This window comes from Pseudomonas xantholysinigenes (assembly GCF_014268885.2).
Lineage (GTDB): Bacteria > Pseudomonadota > Gammaproteobacteria > Pseudomonadales > Pseudomonadaceae > Aquipseudomonas > Aquipseudomonas xantholysinigenes.
The window spans coordinates 5299679-5319143 of record NZ_CP077095.1 but is presented as its reverse complement, the minus strand read 5'-3'; the positions used below and the strand labels follow the sequence as shown (position 1 = coordinate 5319143).

Below are 19465 nucleotides of genomic sequence, written 5' to 3'. Positions count from 1 at the left end.
TCGAGGTTCAGGTGGACTATGGTGAAGTACCGCCGCACTGGGTTTGAGTGATAGCGGTCAATTGAAGTGAATCACAGGAGAAGTGAATGAAAAGCCTATTTTCGCGTGCTGCCGTCGCCGGTCTGCTGATGGGGGTGTCGGTGTTCGCCAGCGCCGCGGATGCCCTGAAGAGCCAGCAGCCACCGGAAGGCGCCAAGGTCTTCATCGTTTCCCCGGCCGATGGGGCCACGGTCGACAAGACCTTCACCGTCAAGTTCGGCATCGAAGGCATGGGCCTGAAGCCCGCCGGTGACCAGACTCCGCACACCGGCCACCATCATTTGCTGGTGGATGTCGACAAGGCGCCGCTGGCCGACCAGCCGCTGCCCACCAGCCTGATGCCGGAGAACAACGCGCCGCTGCCGGCCGGCCCGCAAGTGCTGCACTTTGGCAAGGCGCAGACCGAGGCGACCATCACCCTGACCCCGGGCAAGCACACCCTGCAACTGGTGCTGGGTGACCAGTACCACGTGCCGTTCAAACCGAGTGTCGAGTCGCAGAAGATCACGGTCACCGTGAAGTAAACCGCACGCATCCGGGCTCCTACACAGGGGCATGCCGGCCCGAGGGCGAAAAAAAGGGAGGCCACCAGGGCCTCCCTTTTTCATGTCGCAGGAAAAATCAGAACAGGACGCGCGAGCGGATGGTGCCCTTCACGTGCTGCAGTTTCTCCTGGGCCAGGTCCGAGTACTCGGCGTCGACGTCGATCACCACATAGCCGACTTTCTCGTCGGTCTGCAGGAACTGGCCGGAGATGTTGATGCCGTTCTCGGCGAACACCTTGTTGATCTCGCTGAGCACGCCCGGAATGTTTTCGTGGATGTGCAGCAGGCGGTGTTTGCCAGGGTGGGCCGGCAGGGCCACTTCCGGGAAGTTGACCGACGACACGGAAGTACCGTTGTCGCTGTACTTGACCAGCTTCTCGGCCACTTCCAGGCCGATGTTGGCCTGGGCCTCGGCGGTGGAACCACCGATGTGCGGGGTCAGGATCACGTTGTCCAGGCCGCGCAGCGGGCTTTCGAACTCTTCGTCGTTGGAACGCGGCTCCACCGGGAACACGTCGATGGCGGCGCCGATCAGGTGCTTGTCCTTGATCGCGGCGGCCAGGTGGTCGAGCTCGACCACGGTGCCACGGGCGGCGTTGATCAGGATCGCGCCCTTCTTCATCGCGCGGATTTCCTTCTCGCCGATCATCCACTGGGTGGACGGCAGCTCAGGCACGTGCAGCGAGACGATGTCGGCCAGGCCCAGCAGTTCGTTCAGGCTGGTGACCTGGGTGGCGTTGCCCAGCGGCAGCTTGGTCAGCGGGTCGTAGAAGTACACCTGCATGCCCAGGCTTTCGGCCAGGACCGACAGCTGGGTACCGATCGAGCCGTAGCCGACGATGCCCAGTTTCTTGCCCCGGATCTCGAACGAGTTGGCTGCGCTCTTGATCCAGCCGCCACGGTGGCAGGAGGCGTTTTTCTCAGGGATGCCGCGCAGCAGCAGGATGGCTTCGGCCAGCACCAGCTCGGCCACCGAACGGGTGTTGGAGTACGGGGCGTTGAACACCGCGATGCCGCGCTCGCGGGCCGCGCCCAGGTCGACCTGGTTGGTGCCGATGCAGAAGCAGCCGACCGCGACCAGTTTCTTCGCACAGTCGAAGACCTCTTCGGTCAGCTGGGTGCGCGAGCGGATGCCGATGAAGTGGGCATCGGCGATCTTTTCCTTCAGTTCGGCGTCTGGCAGCGAACCGGTGAGGTACTCGATATTGGTGTACCCGGCAGCCTTCAGGGTATCCACCGCGTTCTGGTGGACGCCTTCAAGAAGAAGGAACCTGATCTTGCTCTTGTCGAGAGAAGTCTTGCTCATCTGCGTAAACCTGTATCCCGGAGAAAAATGGCGAGGGGGGTGAAGCGGCGCGGCGTCGGCCTTAGCACGAACGACGGGAGGGCTATGCTAGCATACGCGACCTGATCTGAGCTTATCCCGACAGGTGAAGCGTGCTCAGGGTGACTATGAATAAGTCGAGAGTTCCTGCGATGACCCAGTCTGCGGTAATTGATGAGCTGATGACCCTGGTCGACCCTGGCAAGGTCCTCACCGATCCCGCCTCGCTCGAGGCTTATGGCAAGGACTGGACCAAGCACTACCCGCCCGCGCCCAGCGCCATTGTCTTCCCCAAGTCCATCGAGCAGGTCCAGGCCGTCGTGCTTTGGGCCAACCGGCACAAGGTCGCCCTGGTGCCGTCCGGTGGGCGTACCGGCCTGTCGGGAGGCGCGGTCGCCGCTCACGGCGAGGTGGTGGTGGCCTTCGACTACATGAGCCAGATCCTCGCGTTCAACGAATTCGACCGCACCGTGGTCTGCCAGCCAGGCGTGATCACTCGCCAGCTGCAGCAGTTCGCCGAAGACCAGGGCCTGTACTACCCGGTGGACTTCGCCTCCAGTGGCTCCAGCCAGATTGGCGGCAACATTGGCACCAACGCCGGCGGCATCAAGGTGATTCGCTACGGCATGACCCGCAACTGGGTCGCCGGGTTGAAAGTGGTCACTGGCAAGGGCGAGCTGCTCGAGCTGAACAAGGACCTGATCAAGAACGCCACCGGCTACGACCTGCGCCAGCTGTTCATCGGCGCCGAAGGCACCCTGGGCTTCGTGGTCGAGGCGACCATGCGCCTGGACCGCGCGCCGCGCAACCTGACGGCAATGGTGCTGGGCACGCCGGACTTCGACGCGATCATGCCGGTGCTGCATGCCTTCCAGGGTAAGCTCGACCTGACAGCCTTCGAGTTCTTCTCCGACAAGGGCCTGGCCAAGATCCTCGCCCGTGGCGATGTGCCCGCGCCCTTCGAGACCGAGTGCCCGTTCTACGCCCTGCTGGAGTTCGAAGCCAGCACCGAAGAGGTGGCCAACCAAGCGCTGGCCACCTTCGAGCACTGCGTCGAACAGGGCTGGGTGCTGGATGGGGTGATGAGCCAGAGCGAAACCCAGCTGAAGAACCTGTGGAAGCTGCGCGAGTACCTGTCCGAGACCATCTCCCACTGGACGCCGTACAAGAACGACATCTCCGTCACCGTATCCAAGGTGCCGGCGTTCCTGCGCGACATCGATGCCATCGTCGCCGAGCACTACCCGGATTACGAAGTGGTCTGGTACGGCCACATCGGCGACGGCAACCTGCACCTGAACATTCTCAAGCCCGACGCCATGAGCAAGGACGACTTCTTCGCCTCGTGTGCCAAGGTCAACAAATGGGTGTTCGAGATCGTCGAGCGCTACAACGGCTCGATCTCCGCCGAGCATGGCGTGGGCATGACCAAGCGCGACTACCTCGGCTACAGCCGCTCGGCGGATGAAATCGCTTGCATGAAGGCGATCAAGGCCGTGTTCGACCCTAACGGCATCATGAATCCGGGTAAGATCTTCGCTCCCGAATAAAAGCAGTATTCACAGGAGTCGGCCATGAGTTACCAGCACCAGTATGTAGATGGCACCCGTATCCACTTCCCGCTGGGCAAGGTGGTGTGCATCGGCCGCAACTATGCCGAGCATGCCAAGGAACTGGACAACCCCATCCCCAGCGAGCCGCTGCTGTTCATCAAGCCGGGCAGCTGCGTGGTGCCCCTGGAAGGTGGTTTCAAGATCCCGACCGACCGCGGCTCGGTGCATTACGAGGCGGAGATCGCCGTGCTGCTGGGCAAGCCGCTGTCCACCCATCCGACCGAGGAAGAGGTGCTCGACGCGATTTCCGGCTATGCCCCGGCGCTCGACCTCACCCTGCGCGAGGTGCAGGCAAAGCTGAAGGAAAAGGGCCTGCCGTGGGAGCTGGCCAAGAGCTTCGATGGCGCCTGTGTGCTGCCACCGTTCGTTTCGGCGGGGACTTTCGAGGATCTGACCGATATCGGTATCCGCCTGACCATCAACGGTGAAGTGCGCCAGGATGGCAACAGCGCGCTGATGCTCAACCCCATCGTGCCGATGATCCAACACATCGCAGGGCACTTCGCGCTGCAACCGGGCGATGTGATTCTCACCGGCACCCCGGCCGGCGTGGGGCCGTTCAATGTTGGCGATGAGCTGGTGCTCGAGCTTCCCGGCGCCAGCCGCTTCGAAGGCCGGGTGCTCTGACCCAAGCCTGGGTAGACGCCGGCCTTGCCGGCGAACACCGGCATGGTTGATACCTTCGCTTTTACCGTTTTTTCACACCTCATGCGGATAATGCGCGAAACTCCGCCCATTTTCCCAGGACCCTTGCATGCCGTCTCCCGCCAGCGCCTCCGTACCTTCCAAGCGCCGTTTTTACCTGCGCTGGCCGTTCTGCCTGGCCGTGGCCGCGCTGATCGGCTATGGCGTGGTGGTGGCCATGCATTGGGATGACCGTGGCCTGCTGTGGATAAAGGAAGGCTTCGAAAGCCCGGCCGAGCGCCAGGAAAGCATCTGGTTGCCGGACTATGTGGCGGACATCGACGCCAAACCGTTGCCGGGCATGGAACGCGACGAAGCCTCCGACCTGGCTTACAACCCGCACACTCGCACGCTGTTCTCGGTGATGGGCAAGCACCCGTTCCTGGTCGAGTTGACCCTCGATGGCGACGTCCTGCGCAAGATGCCCCTGGTCGGATGGGCCAACCCCGAAGGCGTGGCGGTGCTCGAGGACGGGCAGATCGCCATTGTCGATGAGCGCAACCACGACTTGACGGTGGTCAAGGTAGACGCCGGCACTACCTCGCTCAACCGCGCCGACTACCTCAGCCACGACCTGGGCGATGCCGGTAATGGCAACAAGGGCTTCGAGGCCATCGCCTGGGACGTGCCGCGCCAGCGCCTGATCATTGGCGAAGAGCGTCCGCCGAAGCTGTACACCTGGAACACCGACGGCCACAGCCCACTGCAGGGCGAAAAGCAGCCGCTGCCCAACGATGAGCTCGACCTGCGCAATCTCTCGGCCCTGGGGGTCGATCCGCGCACCGGCCACCTGCTGGTGCTGTCGGCCGACTCCAACTTGCTGCTGGAGCTGGACGAGCAGGGCGAGCAGGTCAGTTTCATGACCCTGCTGGGCGGGTTCAATGGCCTGGCCGACACTATCCCGCGGGCCGAAGGCGTGGCCATGGACGAGCAGGGCACCCTGTACATCGTCAGCGAGCCGAATCTGTTCTATCGCTTCAGAAAGCACTGACAATGCCCTCAGCCATTTCGGATGATGGCATTAAGCTTTGCTTCAGTTGATAGTGGTTAGATGCGTGCTCCTCAAGCCGAGTCTGCCACCATGCGCCGTTCCCATCGCCTGTTCTTTGTCTTCATCGTGTTGGTCCCGTTGCTCGTGCTGGGCGTGGCCGGGCATGAGTTCCGCCTGTTCGAGCGCGGTTGGTTCAACCTCAAGACCTGGTGGCAACCGGCCGAGCAGAGCATTGGCCTGGACCGTTACCAGGTGGCGATTGAGGCGCAGCCCATCGAAGGCCTGGACGACGATATCTCGGCGCTGACCTACGACCCTGACCGCAAGAGCCTGTTCACCGTCACCAACGCCAAGTCGGAGCTGATCGAGCTGTCGCTGGATGGGCGCATCCTGCGCCGGGTGCCGTTGACCGGTTTCGGCGACCCCGAAGCCGTGGAATATGTAGGCCCCAACAGCTACGTGATCACCGACGAGCGGGAGCAGCGGCTGATACGCGTGCGCCTGGACGACGACACGCCGTTCCTCGACGCCAACGATGCCGAGCAACTGTCCCTGGGCATTGGCCTGAACGGCAACAAGGGCTTCGAGGGGCTGGCCTACGACTCGGTCGGCAAGCGCCTGTTCGTGGCCAAGGAACGCGACCCGATGATGATCTACGAAGTGCACGGCTTCCCCCACGACAACCCTGACAAACCCTATGCCGTGCATGTGCTGCAGGACCGCAAGCGTGACCGTCGGCTGTTCGTGCGTGACCTGTCCAGCCTGCAGTTCGACGAGCGCAGCGGGCACCTGATGGCGCTGTCGGACGAGTCGCGGCTGGTGCTGGAGCTGGATGTGCAAGGCCGGCCGTTGAGCACCTTGTCGTTGCGCAAGGGCTTCCAGGGGTTGCAGCGCAACGTGCCGCAGGCGGAGGGCATTGCGATGGATGACGCGGGGACTATCTACCTGGTCAGTGAGCCGAACCTGTTCTATGTCTTCAGGCAGCCTTGATGGACCTGTGGGCGGGCTTGCCCGAGAAACTAGCAGCGCGGCGTCTGGCACCGGCTGCGCCGGTGTTCGCGGCTAAAGCCGCTCCCACAGGGACCGCGCTGACCTCAAGCCATGCGCTACGCCTGTGGGAGCGGGCTTGCCCGCGAAGCAGGCGACGCGGTGTTTGGCACCGGCTGCGCCGGTGTTCGCGGCTGAAGCCGCTCCCACAGCGACCGCGCTGACCTCAGGGCATGCACCACACCTGTGGGAGCGGGTTTACCCGCGAAGCAGGCGACGCGGTGTTTGGCACCGGCTGCGCCGGTGTTCGCGGCTGAAGCCGCTCCCACAGCGACCGCGCTGACCTCAAGCCATGCGCTACGCCTGTGGGAGCGGGCTTGCCCGCGAGGCAGGCGACGCGGTGTTTGGCACCGGCTGCGCCGGTGTTCGCGGCTGAAGCCGCTCCCACAGGGATCGCGCTGACCTCAGGGCATGCACCACACCTGTGGGAGCGGGTTTACCCGCGAAGCAGGCGACGCGGTGTTTGGCACCGGCTGCGCCGGTGTTCGCGGCTGAAGCCGCTCCCACAGCGACCGCGCTGACCTCAAGCCATGCGCTACGCCTGTGGGAGCGGGCTTGCCCGCGAGGCAGGCGACGCGGTGTTTGGCACCGGCTGCGCCGGTGTTCGCGGCTGAAGCCGCTCCCACAGGGATCGCGCTGACCTCAGGGCATGCACCACACCTGTGGGAGCGGGTTTACCCGCGAAGCAGGCGACGCGGTGTTTGGCACCGGCTGCGCCGGTGTTCGCGGCTGAAGCCGCTCCCACAGCGACCGCGCTGACCTCAAGCCATGCGCTACGCCTGTGGGAGCGGGTTTACCCGCGAAGCAGGCGGCGCGGTGCCTGTCACTCGGCCTTGAGGGTCTTCACGCCTTCGCTGGTGCCCAGCAGCAGCACATCGGCCGGGCGCGCGGCGAACAGGCCATTGGTGACCACGCCGACGATGGCGTTGATCTGGCTTTCGAGGGCCACCGGGTCGGTGATCTGCAGGTTGTGCACATCGAGGATGACGTTGCCGTTGTCGGTCACCACTCCTTCGCGGTAGACCGGGTCGCCGCCCAGCTTGACCAGCTGGCGCGCCACGTGGCTGCGGGCCATCGGGATCACCTCGACCGGCAGCGGGAAGGCGCCCAGCACCGGCACCAGCTTGCTGGCGTCGGCGATGCAGATGAAGGTCTTGGCCACCGCCGCGACGATCTTCTCGCGGGTCAGGGCTGCGCCGCCGCCCTTGATCAGGTTGAGGTGGGCGTCGCTCTCGTCGGCGCCGTCCACGTAGAACTCCAGCTCGCTGACGCTGTTCAGCTCGTATACCGGGATGCCATGGCCCTTCAGGCGCTGGGCGGTAGCCTCGGAGCTGGCGACGGCGCCGTCGAAGGCGGTCTTGTGCTGGGCCAGGGCGTCGATGAAGAAGTTGGCGGTCGAACCGGTACCGACGCCGACGACGCTTTTCTCATCCAGTTTCGGCAGGATGAGGTCGACGGCGGCCTGGGCGACGGCCTGTTTGAGTTGGTCCTGGGTCATGCGGGCTCCGGGAGGGGCAGGGCGGGAAATGGCCTAGTATAACGGCTCCCGTGGCTTTGCTGTGGTCGCCCGACGTAGCGCTGCGGTAGACTCCCAGCCCTTGTCCCGCGGCCCAGTGATGCTTTCCGATGCTCGAACAGTACGTCAAGAAGATCCTCACCTCGCGCGTCTACGACGTTGCCGTCGAAACCCCGTTGCACGGTGCCGGGCAGCTGAGCAAGCGCCTGGGCAACACGGTGCTGCTCAAGCGCGAGGACCTGCAGCCGGTGTTCTCGTTCAAGATCCGTGGGGCCTACAACAAGTTGGCGCAGCTCAGTGCCGAGGAACTGGCCCGGGGCGTGGTCACCGCCTCGGCCGGTAACCATGCCCAGGGCGTGGCCCTGGCGGCCCGCGAGCTGGGCATCAAGGCGACCATCGTGATGCCCAAGACCACCCCGGAAATCAAGGTCGAAGGCGTGCGCTCGCGGGGCGGCAAGGTGGTGCTGCATGGCGACTCGTTCCCTGAGGCGCTGGCCTATTCGCTCAAGCTGGTCGAGGAAAAGGGCTTCGTTTATATCCATCCATACGACGATCCGCACACCATCGCCGGCCAAGGCACCGTGGCCATGGAAATCCTGCGCCAGCACCCGGGCCAGCTGGACGCTATCTTCGTGCCGGTCGGCGGCGGCGGCTTGATCGCCGGCATCGCCGCCTATGTGAAGTACCTGCGCCCTGAGATCAAGGTGATTGGCGTCGAGCCGGACGACTCCAACTGCCTGCAAGCCGCCATGGCCGCTGGTGAGCGCGTGGTGCTGCCCCAGGTCGGGCTGTTCGCCGACGGCGTGGCGGTGGCGCAGATCGGCCAGCACACCTTCGATATCTGTCGTCACCACGTCGATGAGGTGATCACCGTCAGCACCGATGAAATCTGTGCAGCCATCAAGGATATCTACGACGATACCCGCTCGATCACCGAACCTGCCGGCGCACTTGGCGTTGCCGGGATCAAGAAGTACGTCGAGCTCAAGGGCGTGACAGGCCAGACCCTGGTGGCCATCGACTCCGGCGCCAACGTCAACTTCGACCGCCTGCGCCATGTGGCCGAGCGTGCCGAACTGGGCGAGAAGCGCGAGGCGATCATCGCCGTGACCATTCCCGAGCGTCCAGGCAGCTTCAAGGCCTTCTGCGAGGCCATTGGCAAGCGCCAGATCACCGAATTCAACTACCGTAAGCACACCTCCGACGAGGCGCATATCTTTGTCGGCGTGCAGACTCACCCGGAAACCGACCCGCGCGCGGCCTTGGTGCAGCAGTTGAGCGAGCAGGGCTTCCCGGTCACCGACCTGACCGACAACGAACTGGCCAAGCTGCATATCCGCCACATGGTGGGTGGCCATTCGGCCGGGGCCCGCGACGAGATGGTGTTGCGCTTCGAGTTCCCCGAGCGACCAGGGGCGCTGTTCAACTTCCTCAACAAGCTGGGCGGGCGCTGGAACATCTCGATGTTCCACTACCGCAACCACGGTGCCGCCGATGGGCGTGTGGTCGCGGGCCTGCAGGTGCCGGAAGAAGAGCGCCACCTGGTGCCGGCGGCGCTGGCCAAGATCGGCTACCCGTACTGGGATGAGACCGAGAACCCGGCTTACCGGCTGTTCTTGGGTTAACTGACTAAGCTGGGCGTATGGTCCTTCGCGGGTCACCCCGCCTCACAGGCGCGCGCGTTCCCTGTGGGAGCGGGTTTACCCGCGAAGAGACGGGCGCGAATTACCCTGCTGAAGGACGATGAAGACATGGAACACCTGACCACCCTCAAGACCCTGCATATCCTCGCCACCGCCCTGTTGCTGCTTGGCGCCCTGGGCCTGGCGATCTGGACCGTGCTCGCCCGGCGCAAGGGTGACACCGAAGCCTATGCCAAGCTGCTGCGCCGGCCGCTGCTGTTCGTCTGGCTGCTGATGGGCCTGTGCCTGGTGAGCATGCCATTCACCGGTTGGTGGCTGGTGCACCTGGTCGGTTGGCCGCTGGGGCAGACCTGGGTGCTGGCCTCCAGCATCATCTACACCGTTGGCGCGTTCGCCGTGTGGTGGTTGCTGGTGCGCCTGAACCGTCTGCGCAGGGCCGAGACGGTGGGCCTCAAGCTCACCCTGGCGTTGGCACTGTTCAGTGGCGTGTGCTTCCTGTCCATCGCCGGCTTGATGGGCGCCAAGCCGGTCTAGAGGCCTGCTCCCAGCGGTAGGCGTCAGCCTGGCTGGCGATGCCAGGCGCACACGGCGTTTTCACCGCGCCGCAGATAAGCTTGGCGGGCGCGTTGCTGCGCGCTCGGGCTTTGTGGAACAATGCGGCGACATGCGTTTGCGAGGTTGCTGCCGTGATCGACCCGGATGGTTTTCGCCCCAATGTCGGGATCATTCTTACGAATGATGCCGGGCAGGTGCTATGGGCTCGGCGGATCAACCAGGATGCCTGGCAGTTTCCCCAGGGTGGCATCAACCCTGATGAAACGCCGGAAGACGCCCTGTACCGCGAGCTGAACGAAGAAGTGGGCCTGGAACGCCAGGACGTGGAAATTCTTGCCTGCACCCGTGGCTGGTTGCGTTATCGTTTACCCCAGCGCCTGGTGCGCACCCACAGCCAGCCGCTGTGCATCGGCCAGAAACAGAAGTGGTTCCTGCTGCGTCTGGTGAGCAACGAGCAACGGGTGCGCATGGACCTCACCGGCAAACCGGAATTCGACGGCTGGCGCTGGGTCAGCTACTGGTATCCGCTGGGCCAGGTGGTGACATTCAAGCGCGAGGTGTACCGCCGCGCCCTGAAAGAGCTAGCCCCGCGCCTGCTGACGCGCGACTGACGACGGAGTCCGACCCCGAGCCATGCTCAATACGCTGCGCAAGATCGTCCAGGAAGTGAACTCCGCCAAAGATCTCAAGACGGCGTTGGGTATCATTGTCTTGCGCGTCAAGGAGGCCATGGGCAGCCAGGTCTGCTCGGTGTACCTGCTCGACCCGGACAGCAACCGCTTCGTGCTGATGGCCACCGAAGGCCTGAACAAGCGTTCCATCGGCAAGGTCAGCATGGCCCCCAACGAGGGCCTGGTCGGTCTGGTCGGCACTCGCGAGGAGCCGCTCAACCTCGAGAATGCCGCCGATCACCCGCGCTACCGCTACTTCGCCGAGACCGGCGAAGAGAAATTCGCCTCGTTCCTCGGCGCGCCGATCATCCACCACCGGCGCGTGGTCGGTGTGCTGGTCATCCAGCAGAAGGAGCGCCGCCAGTTCGACGAAGGCGAGGAAGCCTTCCTGGTCACCATGAGCGCCCAGCTCGCCGGGGTGATCGCCCATGCCGAGGCCACCGGTTCGATCCGTGGCCTGGGCCGCCAGGGCAAGGGTATCCAGGAGGCGCGCTTCGTCGGCGTGCCGGGGTCGCCCGGCGCGGCGGTCGGCCGCGCCGTGGTGATGCTGCCCCCCGCCGACCTTGAAGTGGTGCCGGACAAGACCGTCGAAGATATCGACAACGAACTGAAACTGTTCAACAACGCCCTCGAAGGCGTGCGCGAGGACATGCGCAAGCTGTCGACCAAGCTGGCTACCCAGCTGCGTCCCGAGGAGCGCGCGCTGTTCGATGTGTACCTGATGATGCTCGAGGACGCCGCCCTCGGTGGCGAGGTGATCGAGGTCATTAAGACCGGCCAGTGGGCCCAGGGCGCCCTGCGCCAGGTGGTTGGCGAGCACGTCAACCGCTTCGAGCTGATGGACGACGACTACCTGCGCGAGCGCGCCTCCGACGTCAAGGACCTCGGCCGGCGCCTGCTCGCCTACCTGCAGGAAGCCCGCTCGCAGTCGCTGGTGTACCAGGACAACACTATCCTGGTCAGCGAGGAGCTGACCCCGGCCATGCTCGGCGAAGTGCCGGAAGGCAAGCTGGTGGGCCTGGTGTCGGTGCTGGGCTCGGGCAACTCCCATGTGGCGATCCTGGCCCGGGCGATGGGCATCCCCACCGTCATGGGCCTGGTCGACCTGCCGTATTCGAAAGTCGACGGCATCGAGATGATCGTCGACGGCTACAAGGGCGAGGTGTTCACCAACCCCGGCGAGGTGCTGCGCAAGCAGTACAGCGACGTGGTCGAGGAAGAACGCCAGCTGGCCCAGGGCCTCGACGCCCTGCGCGAGCTGCCATGCATCACCCCCGATGGCCATCGCATGCCGCTGTGGGTCAACACCGGCCTGCTCGCCGATGTCGCCCGCGCCCAGCAGCGCGGTGCCGAGGGCGTTGGCCTGTACCGCACCGAAGTGCCGTTCATGATCAACCAGCGCTTCCCCAGCGAAAAGGAGCAGCTGGCGATCTACCGCGAGCAGCTGCAGGCCTTCCACCCGCTGCCGGTGACCATGCGCAGCCTCGACATCGGCGGCGACAAGTCGCTGTCGTACTTCCCGATCAAGGAAGAGAACCCGTTCCTCGGCTGGCGCGGCATCCGCGTCACCCTCGACCACCCGGAAATCTTCCTGGTGCAGACCCGCGCCATGCTCAAGGCCAGCGAAGGCCTGAACAACCTGCGCATCCTGTTGCCGATGATTTCCGGCATCCACGAGCTGGAAGAAGCCCTGCACCTGATCCACCGCGCCTGGGGCGAGGTGCGTGACGAAGGCACCGATGTACCGATGCCGCCGGTGGGGGTGATGGTGGAGATCCCGGCTGCGGTGTACCAGACCCGCGAACTGGCGCGCCAGGTCGACTTCCTGTCGGTCGGCTCCAACGACCTGACCCAGTACCTGTTGGCGGTGGATCGCAACAACCCACGGGTCGCCGACCTTTACGACTACCTGCACCCGGCGGTGCTGCAAGCCTTGCAGACGGTGGTCAGCGTGGCCCACGAGGAAGGCAAGCCGGTGAGCATCTGTGGCGAGATGGCCGGTGACCCGGCGGCGGCGATCTTGTTGATGGCCATGGGCTTCGACAGCTTGTCGATGAACGCCACCAACCTGCCGAAGGTCAAGTGGATGCTGCGCCAGGTCAATCTTGGCAAGGCGCGTGAATTGCTGGCCGACGCCATGAGTCACGACAATCCGCAAGTTATCCACAGCTCGTTGCAGTTGGCGCTGAAGAACCTTGGCCTGGCGCGGATGATCGGGCCGAACAAGACCCTTTGAGATCCTGGGCCCGCTTTGCGGGCCTTTCCGGCCGGTTCTCCAGGAGATCGCATACCCCTGTAGGAGCGGCCTTGTGCCGCGATGGGCTGCATGGCAGCCCCACGGCATTCAAGGCAAAAGCTCTACTTCGCCCAAGTGTCCACCAAACGGCCCGAAACTGCGCTCGACCATCCGCCGCCGCCCCTGGTCATCGACGATCAACACCGTGCTCGCCCGCGTCCCGTAGTTCTGGCTGGCAATGAACACGCTCGACAGCAGCCGCTCGGTGGCCAGCCCCACGCCGGTCTCAGGCAAGTCGCCGTCCAACGCAGGCTGTGTATCGCCCAGCAGCGCCAATAGCTGCTGTGGATCGGCGCTCTCAAGCAATCCCTCAAGCCCGTTGCGCGCCTTCACCAGCTTTGGCCACGGCGTATCCAGCCCTGCATTCGACAGCCCGTAGACCCCAGGCTCCAGCAGGCGCGGAGCGGCGTCGCGGGCATGCAGGTAACCCAGCCGCTCGCCGTCGCCCACCAGCAGGTTGAACCCTGAATAGTGCTTGCTGCGGCTGGCCACCTGGTCCAGGTAGGCCTCCACCCCCAGCGTGCCCTGCAGGTACGCCGCCACCAGCTCGCCCCGTGAGCGAGGCCCCACCGGCTGGCCCGGATCGCGAATGTTGGTCAGCGCCGCGAAGCGCCCGCCCGGGCCGACGCCCAGCCAGGTGCCGCCGGCCTCCAGGTCGCGCCCGGCATGCACCCCGGGGGCGTCCGCCCAGGCGGCCAGGGCTTGGGTCGGCCGGGCGTAGAACTCGTCGCGGTTGGCCGCGACGATCAGCGGCAGGGCGTGCCCCGGCCGCCAGGCGAATACGATCAGGCACATAGGTTGTCCCCTGTGTTTTCGGCCACTCTACCCGCGCTGCTGGTCGCTATCCATCATCTGACACAGAGTTCACTAGAGCGCCGGGCTTGGCATCCGTTACCATGCCGGATTGTTTTCCACAGGGGCGGCGAATGGAATTCGTACTCTATCTGCTGTTGGGCGCCTGCGCCGGCGTGCTGGCCGGGCTGTTCGGCGTCGGTGGCGGCATCATCATCGTGCCGGTGCTGGTGTTCAGTTTCACCTTGCAGGGTTTCGAACCCTCGGTGCTGACCCACCTGGCCGTGGGCACGTCGCTGGCGACCATCGTCTTCACCTCGATCAACGCCGTGCTCGAGCACCAGCGCAAGGGCGCGGTGCAGTGGCCGATCTTCGCCTGGATGACCGTGGGCATCCTGCTCGGCGCGCTGGTCGGGGCCAAGACCGCGTCGCTGATCCAGGGGCCGATGCTGCAGAAGATCATCGGCGTATTCGCCCTGGTGATCGCCGCGCAGATGGCCCTGGACCTCAAGCCCAAGGCCAGCCGCGGCATCCCCGGCAAACCGGGCCTGACCGCCGCCGGCGGGGTGATCGGCTGGGCCTCGGCGATCTTCGGCATCGGCGGCGGCTCGCTGACCGTGCCGTTCCTGACCTGGCGCAGCCTGCCCATGCAGCAGGCGGTGGCGACCTCGTCGGCGTGCGGCCTGCCGATTGCCCTGGCCAGCGCCCTGAGCTTCATGTGGCTGGGCTGGCACGAGACACGCCTGCCGGCCCATAGCCTCGGTTACGTCTACCTCCCCGCGCTGGTCGGCATTGCCGTGACCAGCATGTTCTTCGCCCGCTTCGGCGCGCGCCTGGCGCACAAATTGTCGCCGCGCCTGCTCAAGCGCCTGTTCGCCGCGTTGCTGTTCTGCGTCGGCCTCAGCTTCCTTATTTGAACCAAGAGGAAAATCCATGCTGCCTTACCCGCAGATCGACCCCGTGGCCGTGGCCCTCGGGCCGCTGAAAATCCACTGGTACGGCCTGATGTACCTGATCGGCATCGGCGGCGCCTGGCTGCTGGCCTCGCGTCGGCTCAACCGTTTCGACCCGACCTGGAGCCGCGAGAAACTCTCCGACCTGGTGTTCTGGTTGTCGATGGGGGTGATCGTCGGTGGCCGCCTGGGCTATGTGCTGTTCTATGACCTGCACCAGTACCTGGCCAACCCGACGCTGATCTTCGAGGTGTGGAAAGGCGGCATGTCGTTCCACGGTGGATTCATCGGGGTGATGCTGGCGGCGCTGTGGTTCGGCAAGCGCAACAACAAGTCGTTCTTCGAGCTGATGGACTTCGTCGCACCGCTGGTGCCGATTGGCCTGGGCGCCGGGCGCATTGGCAACTTCATCAACGCCGAACTCTGGGGCAAGGCCACCGATGTGCCCTGGGCGATGGTGTTCCCGCCGTTCAGCGACCCGGCGCAACTGCCGCGTCACCCGTCGCAGCTGTACCAGTTCGCCCTCGAAGGTGTGGCATTATTCGTCATCCTTTGGCTGTACTCGCGCAAGCCGCGTCCGACCATGGCGGTTTCCGGCATGTTCGCGCTGTTCTATGGCATCTTCCGCTTCATCGTGGAGTTCGTGCGGGTACCCGACGCGCAACTGGGCTATATCGCCTTCGGCTGGCTGACCATGGGTCAGTTGCTGTGCGTGCCGATGATCGTCGGCGGCCTGTTCCTGATCTGGTGGGCCTACAACCGCAAACCGACGGCCAAGGCCACCGTTTGATTTCCACGGCAGGGCGATCCCCTGCCGTTCTTGCTACAGGTAAGCCATGAAACAGTATCTAGACCTGGTCCGTGACATCATCGACAACGGCACGCTGCAGCAGAACCGCACCGGTATCGGCACCATCAGCTTGCCGGGCGCCATGCTCAAGTTCGACCTGCAAAAAGGCTTCCCGGCCATCACCACGCGCAAGCTGGCGTTCAAGTCGGCGATCGGCGAGATGGTGGGTTTTTTGCGCGGGGTGAAGAACGCCGGCCAATTCCGCGACCTGGGCTGCAAGGTCTGGGACCAGAACGCCAATGAAAACGCCCAGTGGCTGGCCAATCCGTTCCGCCAGGGGCATGACGACCTCGGCGAGATCTACGGCGTGCAATGGCGCCAGTGGCCGGGCTACAAGCGCATCCCCCTGAACAATTCGGCGGCCATCGAAATGGCCGAAAAGGCGGGCTTCCGTCAGATCGCCCGGGACGAGGAGGACGGCCAGGCGTTCGTCATCCTGTACAAAGCCATCGACCAGGTGCGCCAGTGCCTGGATACCATCGCCAACGACCCCGGCAGCCGGCGTATCCTGTTCCACGGCTGGAACTGCGCCCAGCTCGACGAGATGGCCCTGCCGCCGTGCCACCTGCTGTACCAGTTCCACCCGAATGTCGAGACCCGGGAAATTTCCCTGACCCTCTACATCCGCTCCAACGACCTGGGCCTGGGCACGCCGTTCAACCTCACCGAAGGCGCGGCGCTGCTGTCGCTGTTCGGCCGCCTGACCGGCTACACCCCGCGCTGGTTCACCTACTTCATTGGCGATGCCCATGTGTACGAGAACCACCTGGACATGCTGGGCGAGCAGCTCAAGCGCGAGCCGCTGGCGGCGCCGAAGCTGGTGATCAGCGACCGCGTGCCGGCGTTTGCCGAGACCGGCAAGTACGAGCCGGAGTGGCTGGAGAAGATCGAACCAAGTGATTTCTGGCTGGAAGGCTATGAGCACCATGCGCCAATGACCGCGCCGATGGCGGTCTGACAGCGTTTTATCGCCTGAACTGACGCATTCGCGGGCAAGCCCGCTCCCACAGGCACACCGTAGGCCCTGAAGGTAGCGGTGAACTGTGGGAGCGGGCTTGCCCGCGAATGCGTAGGTACAGACGCCATCAATGCCCGTGGCTGCGCCCAACATGGGAATGCTCGGTCTCTGGCACCGTCACCGCCCCATTGGTTTCCAACTGCTGCAATATCGCGCACTCCGCGCCCTGCGCATTGCATTGCCGGCGTAATTCCACCAGTTGCCGCTGCAACGCCATCAAACCATCTATCCGTGCCTGTACATGCTCGATGTGCTCGTCGATCAGCGCATTGACGCTGCCGCATGAGCCGTCCGGGCTGTCGCGCAGGTTCAGCAGGCTGCGGATTTCGTCCAGGGTCATGTCCAGGGTGCGGCAGTTGCGGATGAAGGTCAGCCGCTCGACGTGGGCCTGGGTGTACAGCCGGTAGTTGCCGTCGCTGCGCGCCGGCTCTGGCAGCAGTTGCTCACGCTCGTAATAGCGGATGGTTTCCACGGCGCAGTCGGTGGCTTTGGCCAGTTCTCCGATCTTCATGATGGCAAATCTCCAGCAAGGGGCTTGACCCTATAGTGGCTACAGGGTGTTCACTTGGCAACAACCCACTCTGCGGATATCCGCAGAGGCCTGTGCTCAGTTAAGGATGATTCCATGAACCAGCCTGTCAGCCCCGACCACAAGCATGACCACGCGCATGGTCATGAGCCCCATGCCCACAGCTGCTGTGCCAGCAAGGCCGCCCCGGCCCTGGTGCAGCTGAGCGAAAAGGCCAGCGCCCAGGCGCAGCTCAGCCGTTTCCGCATCGAGGCCATGGACTGCCCCACCGAGCAGACCCTGATCCAGGACAAGCTGGGCAAGCTGACCGGCATCGAGCAACTGGAGTTCAACCTGATCAACCGGGTGCTTGGCGTGCGCCATACCCTGGGCGATACCGCCGAGATCGAGCGGGCCATCGACAGCCTGGGCATGAAGGCCGAGCCGCTGGTCGCCGAGGACGACGGCAGCGCGGTGGCGCCGCAGGCGGCCAAGACTCGCTGGTGGCCGTTGGCATTGTCGGGTATCGCGGCAATCGGCGCGGAACTTGCGCACTTTTCCGGCAAGGCACCGGAGTGGCTGGTGGCTGCGCTGGCCCTGGCCGCGATCCTCGGTTGTGGTTTGGGCACCTACAAGAAAGGCTGGATCGCCCTGAAGAACCGCAACCTCAACATCAACGCCTTGATGAGCATCGCCGTGACCGGCGCCGTGCTGATCGGCCAGTGGCCGGAAGCGGCGATGGTGATGGTGTTGTTCACTGTCGCCGAGCTGATCGAGGCGCGCTCGCTGGACCGCGCGCGCAATGCCATCGGCGGGCTGATGCAGCTGGCACCGGACCTGGCCACCGTGCAGCAGGCCGATGGCCAGTGGCGTGAAGTCGAGGTGCGCGAGGTGGCCATCGGTGCCCTGGTACGGGTGCGCCCAGGCGAACGTATAGGCCTGGATGGCGAGGTGGTCAGTGGCCAGTCCAGCGTCGACCAGGCGCCGATCACCGGCGAAAGCCTGCCGGTTGAGAAGGCTGTTGGCGACAAGCTGTTCGCCGGCACCATCAACCAGACCGGCGCCTTGGAATACCGCGTCAGCGCCGCCGCCGGCCAATCGACCCTGGCGCGGATCATCAAGGCCGTCGAGGAAGCCCAGGGCGCCCGTGCCCCGACCCAGCGTTTCGTCGATCAGTTCTCGCGCATCTACACCCCCGTGGTGTTTGCCGTGGCCCTGGCCATGGCGGTGATCCCGCCGTTGTTCATGGCCGGTGCCTGGTTCGACTGGATCTACCGGGCCCTGGTGCTGCTGGTGGTGGCCTGCCCATGCGCACTGGTGATTTCCACCCCGGTGACCATCGTCAGCGGCCTGGCCGCGGCGGCGCGCAAGGGGATCCTGATCAAGGGCGGGGTGTATTTGGAGGGCGGGCGCAAGCTGGACTTTCTGGCCCTGGACAAGACTGGCACCATCACCCACGGCAAGCCGGTGCAGACCGACAGCCTGGTGCTCGAACCGCTGTTCGAAGGCCGGGCCCAGGCCTTGGCCGCCAGCCTGGCGGCGCGTTCCGACCACCCGGTGTCCGGTGCCATTGCATTGTTCGCCAAGGACCAGGGCCTGGTCCTGAGCGAGGTCACTGCGTTCGCCGCCCTGGCCGGCCGTGGCGTGCGCGGTGAGATCGAAGGCCAGACCTACCACTTGGGCAACCATCGCCTGGTGGAGGAGCTCGGCTTGTGCTCGCCGCAGCTGGAGGCGCAGCTGGACGTGCTGGAGCGCCAGGGCAAGACCGTGGTGCTGCTGCTCGACCGCAACGGCCCGCTGGCGTTGTTCGCCGTGGCCGACACGGTCAAGGACAGCAGCCGCCAGGCCATCGCCGAGTTGCATGAGCTGGGTATCAAGACCGTCATGCTGACCGGCGACAATCCGCACACTGCGCAGGCTATCGCCGCCCAGGTGGGGATCGACCGTGCCGAGGGCAACCTGTTGCCGGCGGACAAGCTGGCCACCATCGAGAGCCTGTATGCCCAGCAGCACCGGGTCGGCATGGTCGGTGACGGCATCAACGACGCCCCGGCCCTGGCCCGTGCCGAGATCGGCTTCGCCATGGCCGCCGCCGGTACCGACACGGCCATCGAGACCGCCGACGTCGCGTTGATGGATGACGACTTGCGCAAAATCCCGGCGTTCGTCAGGCTGTCGCGCCAATGCGCGGCGATCCTCACCCAGAACATCGTGCTGGCCCTGGGGATCAAGGCGATTTTCCTGGCGATCACCTTCGCCGGCATGGCGACCATGTGGATGGCGGTGTTCGCCGACATGGGGGTGAGCCTGCTGGTGGTGTTCAACGGTCTGCGCCTGCTGCGGAAGTAGAGCTTCAAGCGGCAAGCGGCAAGCTGATCGAGGTGAACGTGAGATTAGTGAAACGATACGGCCTGGCTTTT

At 64.7% G+C, this 19465-nt stretch carries 17 protein-coding genes; 13 read left to right on the top strand and 4 right to left on the bottom strand.

Translation table 11 applies throughout. The annotated features are described in order from the left end of the window. Window positions 1–86 precede the first annotated feature (86 nt). Window positions 87–563, top strand: a complete 477-nt coding sequence (locus HU772_RS23640; protein ID WP_186660684.1) for a DUF4399 domain-containing protein — start codon at window positions 87–89, stop codon at window positions 561–563. A gap of 97 nt (window positions 564–660) precedes the next feature. Here HU772_RS23640 and serA read toward each other — a convergent pair whose 3' ends face one another. After that, window positions 661–1890, bottom strand: coding sequence for a phosphoglycerate dehydrogenase (gene serA / locus HU772_RS23635; RefSeq protein WP_186660686.1), 1230 nt, complete (start codon window positions 1888–1890; stop codon window positions 661–663). 170 nt (window positions 1891–2060) lie between these two features. Here serA and HU772_RS23630 point away from each other — a divergent pair, with 170 nt between their 5' ends. From HU772_RS23630 to HU772_RS23615, 4 genes are all read left to right on the top strand, one after another. Beyond that, window positions 2061–3458 (top strand): D-2-hydroxyglutarate dehydrogenase, encoded by a 1398-nt coding sequence (locus tag HU772_RS23630; protein ID WP_186660688.1) that lies wholly within the window; start codon window positions 2061–2063, stop codon window positions 3456–3458. Between the two features lie 24 nt (window positions 3459–3482). Next, window positions 3483–4148: a fumarylacetoacetate hydrolase family protein gene (locus HU772_RS23625; RefSeq protein ID WP_186660690.1), complete on the top strand. Its 666-nt coding sequence runs from the start codon at window positions 3483–3485 to the stop codon at window positions 4146–4148. Between the two features lie 127 nt (window positions 4149–4275). Beyond that, on the top strand, window positions 4276–5196 hold the full coding sequence (locus tag HU772_RS23620) for an SdiA-regulated domain-containing protein (protein WP_186660692.1): 921 nt from the start codon (window positions 4276–4278) through the stop codon (window positions 5194–5196). A gap of 90 nt (window positions 5197–5286) precedes the next feature. Next, window positions 5287–6186 carry an SdiA-regulated domain-containing protein gene (locus HU772_RS23615; RefSeq protein ID WP_186660694.1) on the top strand — a complete coding sequence of 300 codons (900 nt, stop codon included), beginning with the start codon at window positions 5287–5289 and terminating at the stop codon, window positions 6184–6186. Between the two features lie 880 nt (window positions 6187–7066). Here the strand turns inward: HU772_RS23615 and rpiA are convergent. Next, window positions 7067–7741 carry a ribose-5-phosphate isomerase RpiA gene (rpiA, locus tag HU772_RS23610; RefSeq protein ID WP_186662204.1) on the bottom strand — a complete coding sequence of 225 codons (675 nt, stop codon included), beginning with the start codon at window positions 7739–7741 and terminating at the stop codon, window positions 7067–7069. Between the two features lie 128 nt (window positions 7742–7869). Between rpiA and ilvA the strand changes: the two genes are divergently transcribed. The 4 genes from ilvA (at window position 7870) to ptsP (ending at window position 12864) form a co-directional block, all read left to right on the top strand. Beyond that, window positions 7870–9384, top strand: coding sequence for a threonine ammonia-lyase, biosynthetic (ilvA, locus tag HU772_RS23605; protein WP_186662205.1), 1515 nt, complete (start codon window positions 7870–7872; stop codon window positions 9382–9384). Window positions 9385–9510: 126 nt separating this feature from the next. Beyond that, entirely contained in the window at window positions 9511–9936 is a 426-nt protein-coding gene (locus tag HU772_RS23600) for a DUF2269 family protein (protein WP_186662206.1), read from the top strand. 152 nt (window positions 9937–10088) lie between these two features. After that, the gene (locus HU772_RS23595) at window positions 10089–10568 is read left to right on the top strand and encodes an RNA pyrophosphohydrolase (RefSeq protein WP_028688498.1); all 480 of its coding nucleotides are present in this window, start codon (window positions 10089–10091) and stop codon (window positions 10566–10568) included. Window positions 10569–10590: 22 nt separating this feature from the next. Next, the gene (gene ptsP / locus HU772_RS23590) at window positions 10591–12864 is read left to right on the top strand and encodes a phosphoenolpyruvate--protein phosphotransferase (RefSeq protein ID WP_186662207.1); all 2274 of its coding nucleotides are present in this window, start codon (window positions 10591–10593) and stop codon (window positions 12862–12864) included. Window positions 12865–12972: 108 nt separating this feature from the next. On the opposite strand, the gene HU772_RS23585 is transcribed toward ptsP, so the two are convergent. After that, on the bottom strand, window positions 12973–13719 hold the full coding sequence (locus tag HU772_RS23585) for an NRDE family protein (RefSeq protein WP_186662208.1): 747 nt from the start codon (window positions 13717–13719) through the stop codon (window positions 12973–12975). Window positions 13720–13850: 131 nt separating this feature from the next. Between HU772_RS23585 and HU772_RS23580 the strand changes: the two genes are divergently transcribed. From HU772_RS23580 to HU772_RS23570, 3 genes are read left to right on the top strand one after another with little or no spacing between them, the layout of a single operon-like run. Further along, window positions 13851–14633 carry a sulfite exporter TauE/SafE family protein gene (locus HU772_RS23580; RefSeq protein ID WP_186662209.1) on the top strand — a complete coding sequence of 261 codons (783 nt, stop codon included), beginning with the start codon at window positions 13851–13853 and terminating at the stop codon, window positions 14631–14633. A 16-nt stretch (window positions 14634–14649) separates the two neighbouring features. Beyond that, window positions 14650–15459, top strand: a complete 810-nt coding sequence (gene lgt, locus HU772_RS23575; protein ID WP_186662210.1) for a prolipoprotein diacylglyceryl transferase — start codon at window positions 14650–14652, stop codon at window positions 15457–15459. Between the two features lie 46 nt (window positions 15460–15505). Continuing rightward, entirely contained in the window at window positions 15506–16477 is a 972-nt protein-coding gene (locus tag HU772_RS23570; protein ID WP_186662211.1) for a thymidylate synthase, read from the top strand. Window positions 16478–16604: 127 nt separating this feature from the next. Here HU772_RS23570 and cadR read toward each other — a convergent pair whose 3' ends face one another. Continuing rightward, window positions 16605–17048 (bottom strand): cadmium resistance transcriptional regulator CadR, encoded by a 444-nt coding sequence (gene cadR, locus HU772_RS23565; RefSeq protein WP_186662212.1) that lies wholly within the window; start codon window positions 17046–17048, stop codon window positions 16605–16607. Window positions 17049–17162: 114 nt separating this feature from the next. Between cadR and HU772_RS23560 the strand changes: the two genes are divergently transcribed. After that, window positions 17163–19394 (top strand): heavy metal translocating P-type ATPase, encoded by a 2232-nt coding sequence (locus tag HU772_RS23560; protein WP_186662213.1) that lies wholly within the window; start codon window positions 17163–17165, stop codon window positions 19392–19394. The last annotated feature ends 71 nt before the right edge of the window (window positions 19395–19465 follow it).